Source organism: Nostoc sp. (assembly GCF_036917465.1).
Taxonomy (GTDB): domain Bacteria; phylum Cyanobacteriota; class Cyanobacteriia; order Cyanobacteriales; family Nostocaceae; genus Nostoc.
The window spans coordinates 1-16563 of sequence record NZ_JBALDL010000021.1 but is presented as its reverse complement, the minus strand read 5'-3'; the positions used below and the strand labels follow the sequence as shown (position 1 = coordinate 16563).

12 protein-coding genes and 3 pseudogenes are annotated in these 16563 nt (G+C 40.0%); 9 read left to right on the top strand and 6 right to left on the bottom strand.

Features of this window, described 5'->3' with window-relative positions; genetic code table 11:
- Positions 1–324 (top strand): annotated as a pseudogene (locus V7K38_RS04840) (hypothetical protein); the annotation flags it as partial.
- 111 nt (positions 325–435) lie between these two features.
- Here V7K38_RS04840 and V7K38_RS04835 read toward each other — a convergent pair.
- Positions 436–762 (bottom strand): hypothetical protein, encoded by a 327-nt coding sequence (locus tag V7K38_RS04835; RefSeq protein WP_334855889.1) that lies wholly within the window; start codon positions 760–762, stop codon positions 436–438.
- 217 nt (positions 763–979) lie between these two features.
- Positions 980–1633, bottom strand: a complete 654-nt coding sequence (locus tag V7K38_RS04830; RefSeq protein WP_334855887.1) for a hypothetical protein — start codon at positions 1631–1633, stop codon at positions 980–982.
- A 544-nt stretch (positions 1634–2177) separates the two neighbouring features.
- Here V7K38_RS04830 and V7K38_RS04825 point away from each other — a divergent pair.
- The 5 genes from V7K38_RS04825 to V7K38_RS04805 all read left to right on the top strand — a co-directional run bounded on the left by V7K38_RS04825 (position 2178) and on the right by V7K38_RS04805 (position 5931).
- Complete coding sequence (locus tag V7K38_RS04825; protein WP_334855885.1) at positions 2178–3008, top strand: hypothetical protein; 831 nt, start codon at positions 2178–2180, stop codon at positions 3006–3008.
- 41 nt (positions 3009–3049) lie between these two features.
- Positions 3050–4033: a nucleotide-binding protein gene (locus tag V7K38_RS04820; RefSeq protein WP_334855883.1), complete on the top strand. Its 984-nt coding sequence runs from the start codon at positions 3050–3052 to the stop codon at positions 4031–4033.
- 75 nt (positions 4034–4108) lie between these two features.
- A complete protein-coding gene (locus tag V7K38_RS04815) occupies positions 4109–4492 on the top strand; it encodes a four helix bundle protein (RefSeq protein ID WP_334855881.1) in 384 nt (127 codons plus the stop codon).
- Positions 4493–4601: 109 nt separating this feature from the next.
- On the top strand, positions 4602–5318 hold the full coding sequence (locus tag V7K38_RS04810; RefSeq protein WP_334855878.1) for a hypothetical protein: 717 nt from the start codon (positions 4602–4604) through the stop codon (positions 5316–5318).
- Positions 5284–5931, top strand: coding sequence for a DUF6753 family protein (locus tag V7K38_RS04805; RefSeq protein WP_334855876.1), 648 nt, complete (start codon positions 5284–5286; stop codon positions 5929–5931). Before V7K38_RS04810 ends, V7K38_RS04805 begins: the two co-directional genes overlap by 35 nt.
- On the opposite strand, the gene V7K38_RS04800 is transcribed toward V7K38_RS04805, so the two are convergent.
- The 3 genes from V7K38_RS04800 to V7K38_RS04790 all read right to left on the bottom strand — a co-directional run bounded on the left by V7K38_RS04800 (position 5932) and on the right by V7K38_RS04790 (position 11031).
- Positions 5932–6615 (bottom strand): response regulator transcription factor, encoded by a 684-nt coding sequence (locus tag V7K38_RS04800; RefSeq protein WP_334855874.1) that lies wholly within the window; start codon positions 6613–6615, stop codon positions 5932–5934.
- A 274-nt stretch (positions 6616–6889) separates the two neighbouring features.
- Positions 6890–7956 (bottom strand): ISKra4 family transposase gene (locus V7K38_RS04795; RefSeq protein ID WP_334855871.1). Its coding sequence is split into 2 segments (ribosomal slippage): positions 6890–7800 and positions 7800–7956, totalling 1068 coding nucleotides; the frame shifts between segments, so codons are not numbered across the junction.
- A 21-nt stretch (positions 7957–7977) separates the two neighbouring features.
- The gene (locus tag V7K38_RS04790) at positions 7978–11031 is read right to left on the bottom strand and encodes a bifunctional YncE family protein/alkaline phosphatase family protein (RefSeq protein WP_334855870.1); all 3054 of its coding nucleotides are present in this window, start codon (positions 11029–11031) and stop codon (positions 7978–7980) included.
- 174 nt (positions 11032–11205) lie between these two features.
- Here V7K38_RS04790 and V7K38_RS04785 point away from each other — a divergent pair.
- The 3 genes and pseudogenes from V7K38_RS04785 to V7K38_RS04775 all read left to right on the top strand — a co-directional run.
- Positions 11206–11349: pseudogene (locus V7K38_RS04785) on the top strand (IS630-like element ISAcma27 family transposase); the annotation flags it as partial.
- Positions 11350–12228: 879 nt separating this feature from the next.
- Positions 12229–14148, top strand: coding sequence for an alkaline phosphatase family protein (locus tag V7K38_RS04780; protein ID WP_334855869.1), 1920 nt, complete (start codon positions 12229–12231; stop codon positions 14146–14148).
- A gap of 251 nt (positions 14149–14399) precedes the next feature.
- On the top strand, positions 14400–15902 hold the full coding sequence (locus V7K38_RS04775) for a hypothetical protein (protein WP_334855867.1): 1503 nt from the start codon (positions 14400–14402) through the stop codon (positions 15900–15902).
- Positions 15903–16085: 183 nt separating this feature from the next.
- On the opposite strand, the pseudogene V7K38_RS04770 reads toward V7K38_RS04775, so the two are convergent.
- A pseudogene (locus V7K38_RS04770) lies at positions 16086–16457 on the bottom strand (DUF2808 domain-containing protein); the annotation flags it as partial.
- Positions 16458–16563: the final 106 nt, after the last annotated feature.

Here is a 16563-nt window from a genome sequence, read left to right as displayed (position 1 = left end):
CGAATTGCGACTTGCGAATTGCGAATTGGATTGACACAGTTGGCTGAGGCGATCATTAAAATTCAAGACTATCTCAACAACCAACAAAAGCGGGGCCAAAAATCGTACTACAACAATTCATCCTTCCAAGGGCATACTCCTCGAATGCAACCGTTAACTGAAGAAGGTTTAGCCAAGAGGCTTGGTGTAAGTGAGGAAACTGTACGCAAGGAGCGAATTAAACTTCCCCCACCGCTTTTTGTAGCATGGTGTAAGGGCAAAGATAGAGCGGGATTAGGGTGGGAATTTAACGAAAATACGGGATTATATCAGCCAGCAAGTTAGTATTTTGATTTTTGAATTAATAATTTTGAATTTTTAAAAGGAAGTAGCCCTAAAGACACAATCCTAACTAAGTGGCATCTCCCCTCAGAGAAAAAAATTAAGTCTTCGACACTAACCTGCTTTGCTAACATCTAAAGCATTGCTCCTTTGAATATCTTGAATATTTTGAACATCTCGTGTTTCAACCTTAGCCACAGACTCGAACCGTTTTTCTCCCCAATCCTCTCTTCGTAATTCAATCTCTGAGGGATCTAGAATATCTTGGTTGTGCCAGTAGTACAAGGAATCTAGAATATCTTCCTTGTGCCAATAGTTAGTTTCTCTAGATAAATCGACCATAACATAGCGCCAAGTACCGCCACTGATACGCCGATACCACTGGCAAGAGCGAAGGAATAAGTCTGCTATAAATTCAAGCACTAATTTAAAGAGTGTCATTTTGTCACCGCATTGCAAGATACTGCTCTTTGCGAGGTGTCGTGAAATAAGTGTCTTCAACTTGGATATTTAAAATAGAGTCCCAATTCTTACTAACAGATGTGACTTAAAAGAAAAGATGACCGCTTTTAAAGGATAAAGCGGACATCTTTTCCTTTAAGTTACACTGACCATAGTAACAACTACTTGGGTAAAAAATCTGCTCCTGAATTCTTTTTCAAAGCTTGTTCCATTTTTCAAGGGTGAGACAAGGTTGTAAGGCAGTACTCGGCATAAATCCAGAGGAAGAAACACCGAAGTTGTTTAAAGAAGCAATTTCGGTTTCGGCATTGTCAATGGCTACTCGTATAGCTTTGGTTTTATCTTCAGGAGAAAGTTTATCAATTTTAGCGCTGTCAGGATTTGGAAGGGCAGAACCTTTTGTAAGTGAAAATTCGTGTATTTTGTAAAACTGATCTCCCCCTTCGGGTTTGCCCAATTTCAGACAACCTTTAGATTTGACGAACAAACCAACACTCTGCATATTGGGACTGAAGTGACGCTTAGTGACAAACTTCACCTCTTGAACAGGCCCCCAAACAAGGACGGCTTCAGAAAAACCCTTAGCACGGACATCTCGACTTTCGTTACAGCCGTTGTTGTATCGATCGAGAAACCCGTCACTACAAACTTTCCAATTGACTTTGTATAAATCAGGAGTATTGTCAACAAATTTTTTGACTTCAGCTGCTTCTGCTTTCTCCTTTGCTGCAATCAACTCAAGTTCTGCAACGCGTGCAATCTGTTCAGGCGTTTTACTCTGGCAAGAGATGATACCACCACCGACGAGCAAAGCTAAAGTGATGGCGATTTGTGAAGTTTTGAAAAGCATATTATTCTCGTTTAATAGCTAACTATTTATTCTCGGAAAAATTGGATAGTAAAAAAGCTAAATTTAGCTCAATTTGGAAAAATAACTTGATGTATTTATGGAATTAATGTGAGCTAAATCTCATCCTAAATAATATATAATAATTCGATTTCAAATAGCAAGCTAAAACCAGCAATTAACTATTAAAAAACTTGAACTTTTGCGATGACTTTCCTTTGAATCAGGCAAAAGGGCTAATTTTATAACAGGATGTCAACAAAAAGCAATAGCCAGAAGTACGATATTTTTTTAGACTTCGAGCGATTCCTTTAGAGTGGGGGAATATGCCATAGTGTCTAAGTAAGAATTCAGCATGGGCTACACTCATTCTGGCAAAGTGAATTCTGATTAAAACTGACGGAGTGAATTCTGATTAAAACTGACGGAGTGAATTCTGACTCCAGAATTCTGACGGAGTGAATTTTGATGTATTTAATGTATCTTCTTATGGTAAAAAGTTAACTTTTACAGTAAGAGGAGGGAGAACAAAAAAGTTAGTGGAGAAATGGTAGAAGTTTGGCGATATTGGGAATTTGAGCATCCATCAAGTTATGTGGTAAGAGTGATAGCAACACCAACAGGGCTAGAGTTATTTGCAGTGGATGTATTGCAAATAGTAGCTCCAATAAATGATGAATTAGTGAGGTCAATTGAAGTTCAGAAACGATTAGTGATGATGGAGAATAATCAAGTGAGTTTGGTATCGACACTCAGCGCTCTATCGATTTACTCATTAATATCACTACCAACGGTAGTAGAATACAATATAATCAGGCAATTTATGCAATGGGTAAGAACAAATGTGATGCCAGTGTTTAAAAATGATGTCACGATGATTGCAGTTGAGCAACCCAAATACTTATTTCAACAAATAGATTACTCTCAGAAAGATTCTTTGATTAAGTATTTGTATTTTCAAAATAGTGATTCTTGGTCATCAAATAGTATTGATTTATATTTAAAGTTTATTTTTAAAAAGCTTCCATTGCCAGCTAGCTATCCTCAGACTATTGATTTAAATGGGATTGACTTCAGAACTAGATATTTTCAAGTATTGAAGACAGTACTAAGGTCAGTCAGCAGTTATGAATATGTTTATGAAGATTTGGTGATCAGGTCGGCAAATTTATTGATAGCTCAATCATTAGATTTGCTAGTTTATTACCATTTAAATAAATTAAATGAGTCGGATTTAAATCAGGTACTAGAACAAGGATTAATATTACAAGCTCTGGGAACAATGGTTAATAAATCAATTGACAATTTCAAGGATTTAAAACCAATGTATTTCAACCTATTAGACTACTTTTCAGCAGAGATGCTAGCACTGGACTAAACCCCGAAACTGGTTAAACATGAAATAGAGGAGAAAATCAGATGACAGCTATTTTAAATGATGAGGCAGAGATCCTTAACGGAGTAGAAGAATTACTCTTGCTAAGAGATGAAACAACAAAAGCAGAAAGCACAGAAGATATACAGCAGATGCCAGAAGCAGTAACCATAGGTGAAAAAACAGAAGCAGAAAATACAGTCCTGCCACAAACAAAAACCGTAGTTACCAATAAAAAACAGTGGAGTCGGAGATTAGTGATAGTGACAGGAGATAAAGGAGGAGTAGGGAAAAGTACTTTCGCCAGAGGATTAGCGCAAACATATTTGGATATGAAAAAAGAATTTTTGGCTTTTGATGCGGACATATCTAATTCTCATTTAAGCAGATTTTATGGGGATAAATGTCTGGTGAGAGAATTAGATTTTTTTACAGAAGGGAATGTGGACATTTTTCTAGATGATTTGAAAGAGTTAATAGAGGATAGTTTAGACACAGAAGGGGCAGTTATAAGAGGAAAGTCTTTATTCTTATTGGAATTACCACCACAGTCTATGAGAATTTTAAAAGATGTTGTAGAACAAATGAAGTTCTTGTCTACAGTTGATGAATTATATGATATGCGAGTAACAATCGTAGTTGTAATTAGTCGAGTAATGGATTCAGTCAAGCAGTTGACAACTCTATATGATTTTTGTCAAGACAAAGTAGATTATGTCGTAGTGAAGAATTTGTTCTTCGGTTCGCCAGATAATTTTGTAAGATATAAAGAATCGTCAGACATAACAGCGATGAGGGATATCTTAGTAGAAAGCAATATTCCCTTTATTGAAATAACGATGCCAGATTTGATAGAACACGCTTATGATTATTTAGATAAGAATAGCTTGACATTTAATCAAGGAATAGAGCAAAGAGAAAAGCCATCAGTCAAAGGAAGGGTAAGTACTTGGATTAGCAAATTCAAGGAACAAGTTGGGTTGGCAAAAAGCATTTTAGGATTAAACGATGTCGATACAAGGGGGTAAGGGTATAAGGGTGTAGGGGTGTAAAACAACTATATAATGATAGAATGTTTTTGAGAAATTAAAAATACATAAACAATGAAAAGTTCATCTATACAATTTTATCAAGATTTAAAAGTTTGGCAAGAATCAATGAACCTCGCTGAGATTTGTTATCAAGTCACTAAAACATTTCCCCAGGAAGAAACTTATGGAATGATATCACATATTCGTCGTGCTGCTGTATCAATTCCAGCTAATATTGCAGAAGATTATGGAAGAAGAACTCGTGGGGAATATATTCAATTTTTATATATATCTCAAGGTTCTCTTAAAGAATTAGAGACACATTTATTATTGTCAATAAGAGTGAAACTAGATTCACCTGAAATGATTAATAATGCTTTAAATCAATGTGAATCAGTAAGTAAGCTTTTGTTTTTTTTAATTCGTTCATTACAAAATCAGACGCAAGAACGTTAAAACCTTAATTCTTAAACCCCTACACCCCTACACCCCTACACCCTTAAACCCCTACACCCCTACACCCCTACACTCTTATACCCCTATACCCTTGATGAGACGTTTAGTTATGACTGTAGGTGACTCGCGTGTGGGAAAGTCTACAGTTATCAAGTTATTGATTGAACTATTCCTTAGTCAAAATCAAACTGTTAAGATTTATAACCATGACAACCGTAATAAGTTCAAAGCTTATGAAGGTATAGTGCCAATAGAAAGCTTAAATTTTTTCACTGACAACCCGGATTTGGTGTTAGACGATTTACTTAATGACTCATTAGATGTGATTTTTGTAGATATGCCGGGACAATATATCGAAGAAACCTGTAACTACATATATGAGGCTGATTTTTTTACTGTTTTGGCTGAACTCAATTGGAAATTAACATTCTTACAGCCAATTTCCCATAGAAGTGATTGCATGGAATATTTCTTGCAGCTATTAGATTTTGCAACGGACAATGCTAATTATGTCATAGTAAAAAATCAACATTTTGATACGAGGTTTAAAGAGTACAACCAATTAGTACAGCAGAAATTGCCATTGATTGGGGGCACAGAAATTAGATTAACAGCCTTGCACAGAGATCACTATCAAGGAATGGAGGATTTAAGCAAACCTTACTCACAATGTTTTCATGAGCAATCCCTATATGTGCTATATCGCTCATATATTTATCACTGGCTAAAAAATTTCTTTGATGCTGTAAAAAATAATCAATTCGCTAGTATTTACTTAGGAGTATCAACAGGTGAGAACATCAGAAATATTGCAGGGGTATTCTGAAGCCGAACAACAGAGGATTGTTGAAACAGCACAGCAATTGGGGTTAGCAGAAGATGACCCGATGTTTCAAGTCATGGCAACACTTGGCAGATATGAAGAGACAATGATTTCACTGCAAGCACGAATGGAGGCAATGATTGAAGCTTGGGTACTAACAATCGAAGAGAAAGTGGCGAATACTTCTAAAACAGCCCAATCAATGAACAACACTGTAGTCAGTAATGCTGTGCGTGATGTCTTAACTGAACAAATGCCGAAGCTGATACAATCATCGACATCATCTGCATCCTCGACACCAAAAGAGATGCGATTATCTACAGGCAATTCTCAGATGCATTTTTGGTCTATCTGCACTCTGGTAGGAGGAGTGACAGCAGCCGGTGCGATGCTTGCTTCATTTACGACTTGGAACGTGATGACTAACTTGGGTCAAAATCAATCAGTCATCTTGTCAAACAACGACTTGAAGATTTTACAATGGGTAAAATCCACCGAAGGTAAGCAAACTTATAAGCTCTTTGTTGATAATCAGCAAACTCTGGCTGCTTGTCAAGATGAAAATCGTTTGAAAGGATATTGCTTAATTCAAATGCAAAAAAACAAGAAAAATTAATCAACCAGTAGCTCTCCAGTCTTGCGCCGAAGGTTCTAGGTAGCCAAAACTTTGAGCTTTAATAATGGCATTGACCCGATCTCTAGCTCCCAACTTGAGAAAAAGGTTGCCAGTGTGGGATTTGACTGTGCTAATACTGATGAATAGTTGATTAGCGATTTCCTTATTGGAGTAGCCACTGGCAATTAATTTGAGAATTTCAATTTCTTGAGTTGTAGGCAACTCATTGTACCTTTTCCCTTTAATCTTTGTATTCTGACGATGGTTCAATTCCAGAAATCTCTTGATAATCGCTTGGTCAAGATATTCTTCGTTTTGATAGATACTACGGATAGCGTTTTTAATCGAGTCGATTTTGGTCGTCTTTAAGAAATATGAATCAGCACCACAGGCGAAAGCTTCGTTAATCATATTTTGACTGGAATAAGCACTAAGGATAATAACTTTGGATAGAGTGTGCTTCTTAATCCTGGTTGTGATTTCCAGTCCGTTGATATCTGGTAGTCCAATATCAAGCAAGACAATATCAGGATTTTTTGAGTTGACTAACTCTAATCCCTCCAATCCACAGCTAGCCTCACCGCACAGTTCCATGTCTGATTCTTGTGCGATCGCCGTTCTAATGCCAAGTCTACATAGTTCTTGGTCTTCAATTACTACTACCCGAATTGTCATGATAGTCATATTTGCACCGAGAATATTTGCACCGGAAGTTAAAGATTAACTTCTCTTCTTTTTATACCATAAATGTTTGAATAAAAGCCGTTATATCTAAATATATATATTTTTATTTCTCCCGAAAGATGTAAATAAAAACATTTCTAAATAACCTAATAAGACTAAACCCAGATAAGAGATATTCTCTAATAATTTAGCTATAATTAGGAATAGTAAAATCGGCTAAAAAATATTTTATTGAGATAAGTTAAATCGGGAGCATCTCACTTTTTGAAGTGGCTCAAACCGACAATAATCCATTGAGGTAGGCACAGCGATGGGCAAGGACTTGAGGCACATTTTCTCGTTTCCATTGCGCTCCAGAAATCTTAGTTCGACGGTCAACCTGTTTAACGGCAGATTCAACTGACCCAGAACCAATCGAACAAATTTGTTCAGCTTGATAGTATTCGTAATTAATTATGCGATCGCAATGTTTATCGAGATAACGGCAAAAGTTTTGTGCTTGTTTACCCTTACAATCAGCGAATAAGGCAATAGTAGCCTCAACTTTACCTTTCCATAGTAGAGCTTGTGCTTGTTTCAAGCGTTTTTGTGAACCCCCAACTTTGTGGAGGTTTTCTATCAAATGGAACCAATCAAGTACTTCCCGGCGTTGTACATCAGGCGCTAATTGGTCAATTATATTCCAAATACCGTCATGTCCATCACCAATACAAGTGAGTGTGTTAGCCAGTGGTTGATTATTAACCCAATCAATTACAACCTGATTATCTTGAAAAGACGTTCCAACGGTTCCTAGATGATGTAAGCTAATCGCTTTATAGCCAAGCCAAGCACATATTTCACCTTCAGTAGTGCGGACACGAATGTTTCCACCATCGACGCTTAATTCTTTAACCGTGCCTTCTTGTGTCGGCAATTCAAAGTTTTGACGATGCACCAATCTCTGTTGACTGCTGCGGGAAACTTGTACGCCTGTAAAATACTCGATATCTGCTGCCGCATCTTCATAGCTGACATTGGCACTCACCCGTAGACAGCAAATTTCCAGATACGGACTTAGTTGATTACTAGAAGGGACTTCCAACTGCTGCGCTTGCTTGCTTGTGATTGGCAATTCTCCCAGAATACTTTTTAGTCGTCTTTGATACCCTGTACTTGTGCCTGTAACTGTTTCGATAAAAAAACCCCTACTTCTGGCATGACGTGCTTCTGCATTTGACTTCGCACTGCTTCTTCAATTCCTGCAAGGCTTGTGAGTCTTTCTGCTGAAGTGTCTTCGTACAATATTTTAGCGATCGCTTGAATATGTTCTTGGAGGGCTTGCTTTTGTTCTGGTGTCATCGGTAAGTAAATACACTCGTCTTAATTATCCTGACTGATTTTCGCCCTCTTTGCAAAAAACTGGGATGCTCCCTTATCCCTTTGACTCAATTGCCAATGCTTTAACATTTGAGCGCGATTTTGCCGCAAATTTTTACGGTTACGTTCTTCAGGATAAGGAATATTATCACCCTTAATTCCTGCCCAGAGAATTTCGTTAAATTCTTCTGGATCGAGCTTATCTTCACCGACAAAATTGAAGCCCTTAGTCATAGCAGCCCACCATTTTTGAGCATTGAGAATGGGCATAGCTGCTGTCTTTTGAACATTCTGATCTTGGCAAGCTGGGACTAGTTTTGGATCTACAGGAGCAGCACATAAGTTACCTGGCACAATCGCTGTGTAAGGCTCAAAGTTCGGTTCTGTTGTGAAGGCATCTGACATTGGTTCAGCATTAGCATCAGTAATTGCCAAATAGCCAATGTTTAACAAATCCTCCATTGTCCGCAATACGCTAATGGTGTTGTAGTTAGTGCTGACGAGAGTACCCCGTTTTGTGTAGGGCGAAATCACGTAGGCTAAGGAACGGTGAGAATCAACGTGATCTGGCCCATTTTGAGAATCATCTTCAATGATGAAAATGGCTGTTTCTTTCCACTCCGGCAGATGAGAAATTTTCTCTACTAGCTTGCCAATAGCATAGTCATTATCTGCCATTTGCAGTTCAGGAGTATTTAGCCCAGCCAAAGCAGTACCAAAAGAACCAAAATGATCGTGAGATAAACGCACAAGCATTAAATTTGGTAGTCCATTTTGCTTCAAATCCCTTTCCCATTCGCTGTACAAATAAGTATCAGCATTATTTTGATCGAATGAGCGGAAATAAAGATCGGTTTTATCCAATAGTACAGTTTTAGTAACGGGAGCTTGAGGAATCTTGTCAGCGTACGGGGTTGGAGAGATCGGGATATAAGCCGGGTTTTTGGGATCGGGTTTAGTCGGATCGGCTTGGCTAGTGGTGTAGGGAATTGCATTATCAACAAAGAAACCGTAATTACGTACAGTTTTTCCACCACGTAGCGCCGTATCCCACAGATAACCACCAATAGCATTTGGTTCAAGATTACCATCACCTTCGGGAGCATCAACATCCCTGTCTCCAGGCAGTATGGAAGACTGCCCAGAAGGATCTAAAATACCCGTTAAACGGGTATTAATTGGGGAGTTATTCGCGGAAGTTTGCCCTAGTGCGATACTGATATTGCGATTTGTACCTTCGTAATCGTAGGTTAAGCCGTTAAAGCCAGCGTTACCGTAAAGAACTGATTGAGTTTTTTCGGTGTAGTCTGTAGTCCGACCGTAGGTAGACCAGTTCCAGCCGACTCCACTGGATTCCCCACTGTCGTAGAAGTTATCAAAAGTTGCAAAGCCAAGGGACAGCTTGTGATGGTTGGGTGAAATACGCTGTGGGAATAAAGTGAGTGCTGGATCGCCATTACCAAGAGGTAAATCACCGAGTACTTGGTCATAAGTACGGTTTTCTTTAAGTATGTAAATAACGTGCTTAATTTTACCTTGCAAATACCTCATTGTGCGATCGGGACGGCGATTGTAGAAGCCATTATTTTTGTCCACCTGAGCGGAAAGATTAGCCAAGGTTGCGCCTTTTGGCAACGGAATAATTGAAATTCCGGCTTTTTCTAATGCCCAAGTGTAGTCATTTTTAAAATTAGTGTTACGTCCTTGTCCGGCTGTTGTAGTCCGACTGTTCGATGGGTTAGGGCCAGAATTACTTTTGGCATTCACAACGTAGAGTTTTTGACCATCAGCGCTCACACTTACAGAATTTGGATACCAACCTGTAGGGATACGTCCAGCCACTTGACTAGAACGCAAGTCTACAACAGCTACAGCGTTTTCACCGCCCAATGTGACGTAAAGTGTTTGCCTATCTGGATTGAGAGCTAGAGAATTCGGATTTGCACCTTTATACTTTTCACCAGGTCGAGATAAAGAAATTGTCTGCACTACCTGATTGCTATTGGTGTCAATGACAGAAATCGAGTCATTGTTACCGTTAGCTACGTACAATCGATTTTGGTCAGGTGAGAGCAATACCTTATTTGGCTGGCTTTGTACAAGTATGCGGTGAATTTGTCCTGTAGTAATGGTAACAGCAAGCACTTCGTTATCGCGCTGACTGCTGATGAAGACTTTAGCTGCTTTACCATCTGCTGTATTTTTGATGGCGACATCAAAAGGAAATTCCCCAGTTGCAATTTTATCGCCTGCCTTAAAAAACTTAATTTCTTTAGTTACCTGGCGGTTATTGGTATCAACAATTGATATGGAGTCATTTTCAAAGTTAGCAGCTACTAAAGTATTGCCGTCTTTACTAACTGCTAAACCTGCGACAACTGCTCCTGTTGACACAGCTTTAGCTGGTGTGTTTTTCAACAAACCACCATCATATTTAGGGAAGGGGTCTGTTGGGTTAGAATTATGTCCTAGTAAAATAAAGGGTGCTTGCGGTACGTACTCATTGCCATTAGAGCCATAAACATAGATGCGATCGTCAATACCGCCTGATACAAAGAAACGCGAGCCATCTTTAGCCCAAACTAAACCATTATAGGTATTGGGAATGTTGATCTGTTGTCTTTTAACTAACTTTCCATTAGTGACATCATAGACAAAAACCCATTCGGCTTTGGGGGTTGTTGTCCCACTTGGTTTACCAGTTAGTGGGTCTAATACAGGGTAAGTTAAATTACTACCTGTATTTTCATTCTTGAAGTTCTGGTTATAGCCACTGGTAAGCACCAGTAGAGTTTTTCCATTGGGGCTAAGGGCTGTGCTTACGGCTTCAGCAGCATCAGCATTATCATCTGTACGCAAACCAGTTGCTAAAGGTGCAAAAATCGAGCCGGGTGCTGCTGCGGGTGTGATAATTTGACCTGTGGGTAGCAAAGCGCCTCCACCCACTAAGTTACCAACGGGGCTGGTAGTCCGAGCGCTAACTGATTGTATATTTGCACTCAGTGTATTTAGTAGTAGAAGTCCTAATAAACACCTTTTATTTTGGAAATTCATCATTTGAGGTTTCTATAATAAATCTGAGCTTCAACTACAAATCTTTATACTTCAGGGTTAAGCTAGAAATAAGTTTTGGTTATATTTTGGTAAGGCATAAGTGGGTCGGCGCGAAAAAACTAAACTATGTAAAGATAAATAAATACGGATAAGATATGTACCGAGGTGACCAAAAATATGGGCGCTCGTCTAAGGGGATTTCTAACATCGGAACAAAACAAAACCCTCTTAAATCTAAGGACTGCTGATGTACCACAGAAAGTTAAAGACCGAGCAGAGGTAATCAGGCTAAACGCAGATGGCTGGTATGTAGAAAAAATCTAGTGTGGTAAAATTCACTAGAGAAGACGACTCTCTAGATTAGCAAAGTAAGCCTTGGGGTCTCTGCGAAATCGATACTGTTCAATTCTGGCAATGCGTGGTGTCTTTGCAATTGAGAGTGTAATTCGAGCCAAGTATCAATATCAACTTGTGCTAAAGCGATTGTGTGGTGGCGGTGTAGCTCATTCTTGACAAAACTCACCCGATTAATTGCAGATATTGGCTTGACAGTTGATGATTAGGCGATTTTTTCATCAATATCTTTGTGCTGCAAGGGTTTCAGAAATACCATACGTTTGCCCTGCCCATCTCCCCCGAAATTTTTCACTTTCTGATTTGTGCAACAACGCCATTGTTGTTTGCATTATCACATTAATTAAATATTAACAAAACCTTAACTTTACTGAAAATTTAAAAACTCAGGCAGAAAATTATTACCTAAATTTGAAATTCTATAACTCTGAAAGCTTTATAAAAAGTGTGATTAACAATTATTGATCGTCTTGATGATTGCTAAAACGGGTTAAAATAGTCCTGAATTTATTTTTGCTATATCAGAAGTAATTATAAAGATTTGGTAAAGGAAGATTCAGTCTACTTGCGTTGTTTACGTTTTTATTGATTTAATGAAATTTGTGCTTTCCACTAATCAGCAAAATAACGTAAAATCCACTGCAAGCATTTAATACCCGCGCATATTTGTAATCAATATCTGTGAATATATTTCGCTCTGCCTCTTCAATGCTCTCAATGGGTTAATTCTTGGAGTCTTTGATAAATAGCTAGGCGAGAGCCATTGCCAAAAAAAGTAGCCCTTGAATTACGGATTTTTACAGATTTTTGAAATCATAAGCCATTTTTCCAATTTAGTTACACACAATGAAGAAAACGCTTTCTGGGGTGTTGACCGCGACGATTCTTAGCAACACCCTGATTCCTGGTGTCCAAGCAATCAGTCCCGGAAATACAACTGCCCGCTTTAGTCATGTTCTGATTATTTCGATTGATGGATTGCACAACTCGGATCTATCAGTTGCTAATCTGCAATCTTCTTTGAAAAATATCAAGCGTTTGCAGAGAGAAGGTGTGACATACACCAATGCTTTTGCTTCTGCACCATCAGATTCCTTTCCTGGGGAGCTAAACTATATCACTGGTGCTAACCCCGGTACGACAGGTGTATTTTATGATAAATCCTACAGTCGCGCCTTGTATGCCCCAGGTACCACTGCTGCCCAAATCACCGCAGGCACCGCCAAACCCGGTACTGTCATAGAATTTGCTGAAAACGTTGATGCATCTTGGAATAATGGTAAGGGTGGCACCTTAGATGGCGGTCAGGGATTTGATCAAACCCAATTGCCAGTTGATAGCAATGGCAACCCTGTTTACCCCAACCAGTACCTGAAAGTAAATACCATTTTTGACGTAGCTAGTGCGGCTGGACTACGTACCGCTTGGTCTGACAAGCATCCCGCAGCTTACACCATCCTCGCTGGAAATACACAAGACCCAACGAAGTTTAATTTGGCAACGGGTCAAGTCGGTAGCATTAGCGATTACTCTTCACTAGAAATTAACGCGGCAGTGGCGATTGATCCAACGAAGCCAGGACTTCTCCCCAACACCCTTGGGGCTTTAGTCGATCAATCTACAGGTACTCCTTACTCCAACACCAACTCTCAAATCACATCGGCTTTCTTTAACGACGGGACAAAGGGTAATCCGGCTCTGTTTAAGACTCCACCTGCTGGCTTTAGCGCCAACCAGTTCACAAGTGTAGCAACAACCTCAGCCTACGACGATCTCAAGGTTAAGCAGATATTAAACGAGATTGATGGATTGAACGATTCTGGTACGATAAAAGTAGGCACTCCGGCAATTTTTGGCTTAAATTTCCAAGCTGTGAGCGTCGGCGAGAAAGAAACTGCCTCTCAGTTTAATGGTGGCGGGATTGACAAAGATGGTAATGCCCGTCCTGATCTGGTAAGTGCAGTAGCCCATACTGATGCGAGCATCGGTCTGATTTTGAATGAACTGAAAAAGAAAGGATTAGACAGTTCAACTTTAGTGATTTTAACTGCCAAGCACGGACAAAATCCAGTTCAAGATCCGACTGTTGGTTTGAGCAGTACATTTGATAGTGTTACTGGTGCTGCTGGTGGCGATGGAAACCTGACTGCTTTTGGTTCTCTCCTAGTAAGAAACCACATCCAGATTGCTTCTGAGGGAGGTCAAGATACTTCCTCACTGATATTCTTGAAAAAGCCATCTCCATCTAATGTCCGAAAAGCAGTAGCCTTGCTGAAATCCAAAAATTACTCATTTGATACTGCTGCTGATCAAGTAAGCGATCCCACAGGAAATACTTTATTTTCAACTGAGGATGCTGCTGCTCAGGGTCAGGTATTGTATGGTCAAAGCATAATCAATGCCGGACTGGGAGATCCAAGAACAAACGAACGCACCCCTGACATTATTATTCCACTCAAAACTGGCTATTTCTTTGGTAATGCTACCAAAAAGCGTGCAGAACATGGTGGATTTACTGATGCTGATACCCACGTAGCCCTAATTGTCGGTAGCACTGGATTTTCCCGTAATCTCCAAGGTACAACTATCAGTCAAACTGTTTCTACCACCCAAATTGCTCCAACTACATTACAGGTTCTAGGTTTAAATCCTCAACGACTGCAAGGTGTTCAGATTGATAGAACCCAGACATTACCACTGGACTGTAGGAACTTGCAAATAGAAAAATACCGAATAGATCAAGAGCGCAGGGAGTACGAGGAATAAAAAAACAAATGAAGAAATTGATGTAGTATTTAACACATCAGTTTCTAGTACCTGCGCTTAGAGCGAATCGGTGTACCGCAAAGCTCACAAAACTTGTATCTCCTCAATACTTCAGGATAAGCAAGCAATTATTCTGCTTGCCACGATCTACCAAAGGTATGAAGACAAAATTTGTTGCGGATACATACATCGTTGCAAAAAAAGATGATTTGAGTCTCTGAAAATCGGTTTATACAGCATATACAAACATCATGATCCCAATTCAATACTTACAGCCTCCAGCAATTACATCTGACTACTCCTGGCCCATAGTCCAAATAGCTAATGATTGGAACAAGGATGATAAATGTTCTAATTCAGATCGCCTGATTATTTCTGGCAGTACTTATGCAGGTACAGCTAGTACCGTAACTGTCGGTCAGACACTTCCGGGTGGGGGTATAGCGATCGCAAACGGCACTTATCCAGACGTTTTCAACAATGATACAGTTGATAGCAGTTTTGGCATCACTTCGCCAATTTTCCTCCAGGAAATTACTACTTGTGGCAGAGAGATCCGTACAATGTACGTCGATCCTAGTGTCATTACTACCAGCTTTCCGTCCAAATCGGAATTAGCCTTAAATCTTACACCCGACGGCAAAGGGTTGACTTTCATGGGTTACGTTAGCCCAATCAACCAGCTCGACGTGTCAAACTCTAACACGCCCGGGATTATCGAACCGGGCAACCCTGTGACAACAATTCCTACCTATAGGGCAGTAGCGCAAATCAACTTTGATGATGGACACTTTATCTCTCACCGTTTTCTTACCCCCAAGGTAACTACAACCAACGCATATCCCGGGAACAATGGTCGTGCAGGGATACTAGGTTCAAACGGTTTGTACTACACTGTGGGTAATGCTGGTAATGGCAACGGTTCACCATCCGTCACAGCTGCGGCAGGTGTGCAGATTGTCATTCCTGGTAAGAAGGCGACTCCATCAACTCCTGGCACTAATCAGGTAGGATCATTCAACATTACTCAATATGGCTATACAGCCGACAAGACTGCCAAAGACAACAATTTCCGAGGCGAGACTATTTTCAATAACACCTTATATGTAACGAAAGGTAGTGGTAGTAACGGAATAAATACTGTGTACCAGGTCGGTAAGGCAGGTAGGTTACCAACCCGCGCCAATGCAGCTAATACATCAATTACTATCCTGCCTGGCTTCCCCACGAACCTCGCTAAGACCGGCAAGAACTTGAATGGAACTGTCCAACCCATCTACTATCCCTTTGGTATTTGGTTTGCCAACTCAACCACGCTGTATGTTGCCGATGAAGGCGACGGTGTTGCTGCTGATGCCGCAACCAGCACTACCGCAGGTCTTCAGAAGTGGAGTTTGGTAAACGGCACTTGGCAATTAGACTACGTTTTGCAAAAAGGTTTGAATCTTGGTCAGCAATACACCGTAGCTGGTTTACCTGCTACTGACAATCCCGCAACAGATGGTCTTCGCAATCTGACAGGCCAAGTCAATCGTGATGGCACGGTCAGATTGTATGCAGTAACTTCGACCATTAGCGGCAGTGGCGATCAAGGAGCAGATCCAAACCAAGTGGTTGCCATCACTGATAGACTTTCCAACACAACAGTTACGCAGGCTACGTCTGAGCAGTTCCGCGTTATCCTTGCCCCCAAGGTTGGTCAAGTCCTGCGTGGTATATCTTTCGCCCCTAAGTCTTTTGAAAAGGACGATTAGAGAGGAATGGAATGAAGCTTAGGCAGTTCTTGCTGTCTTGCTGAAGGCTTAGTTGTAAAATAAAATCAAAACCTGAAAGTCTTCTAGTGGAAAGACTTTAGCAAGAAAAGCAGAGGGCAGTTCTTGCTTTCTTGCTAAATGCAGAAGGGAATTATGATTCGTAGCTCTACCACAGTTTAAAAGCTACTTGTAAAAGTGTAGACTACCGTAACCTAAAAACTGACCAATACCATTTTCTCCTGCTGGATAAGCAGTAACGCCAAAAAGATAGACTCCTCCAAGCTGAGGATTTTTCTTGCTTACTATCTCGACTGTTACAGTTCTACCAGGAGCGATAGGCGGATCAAATACTACCATTTGCTTGTTAGGTGGAGATGGGAGAGTGCCACCAATACTAGCCAAATGTAAGGCAGTGCCACCGGCGAAACTGTTACCTTTAAAAGCATTTTGTTGACTTTCATCAAATGCAATTGTTTCTACATTTGGACGCTGTAGTATTGAAACAGCTTCTAAAGGCTCTCCAGCTTCTTTAGGAACGCTAATGGTAAATTGATAGGTTGCACTGTTATAGGACTAGTATTTGATTTCTGAAAAAGCTCCGTACATTTGAAGAGTGGGAAAATCAAAGGTAGTGTGTCGGAGAAACCACTCAAACATCCAT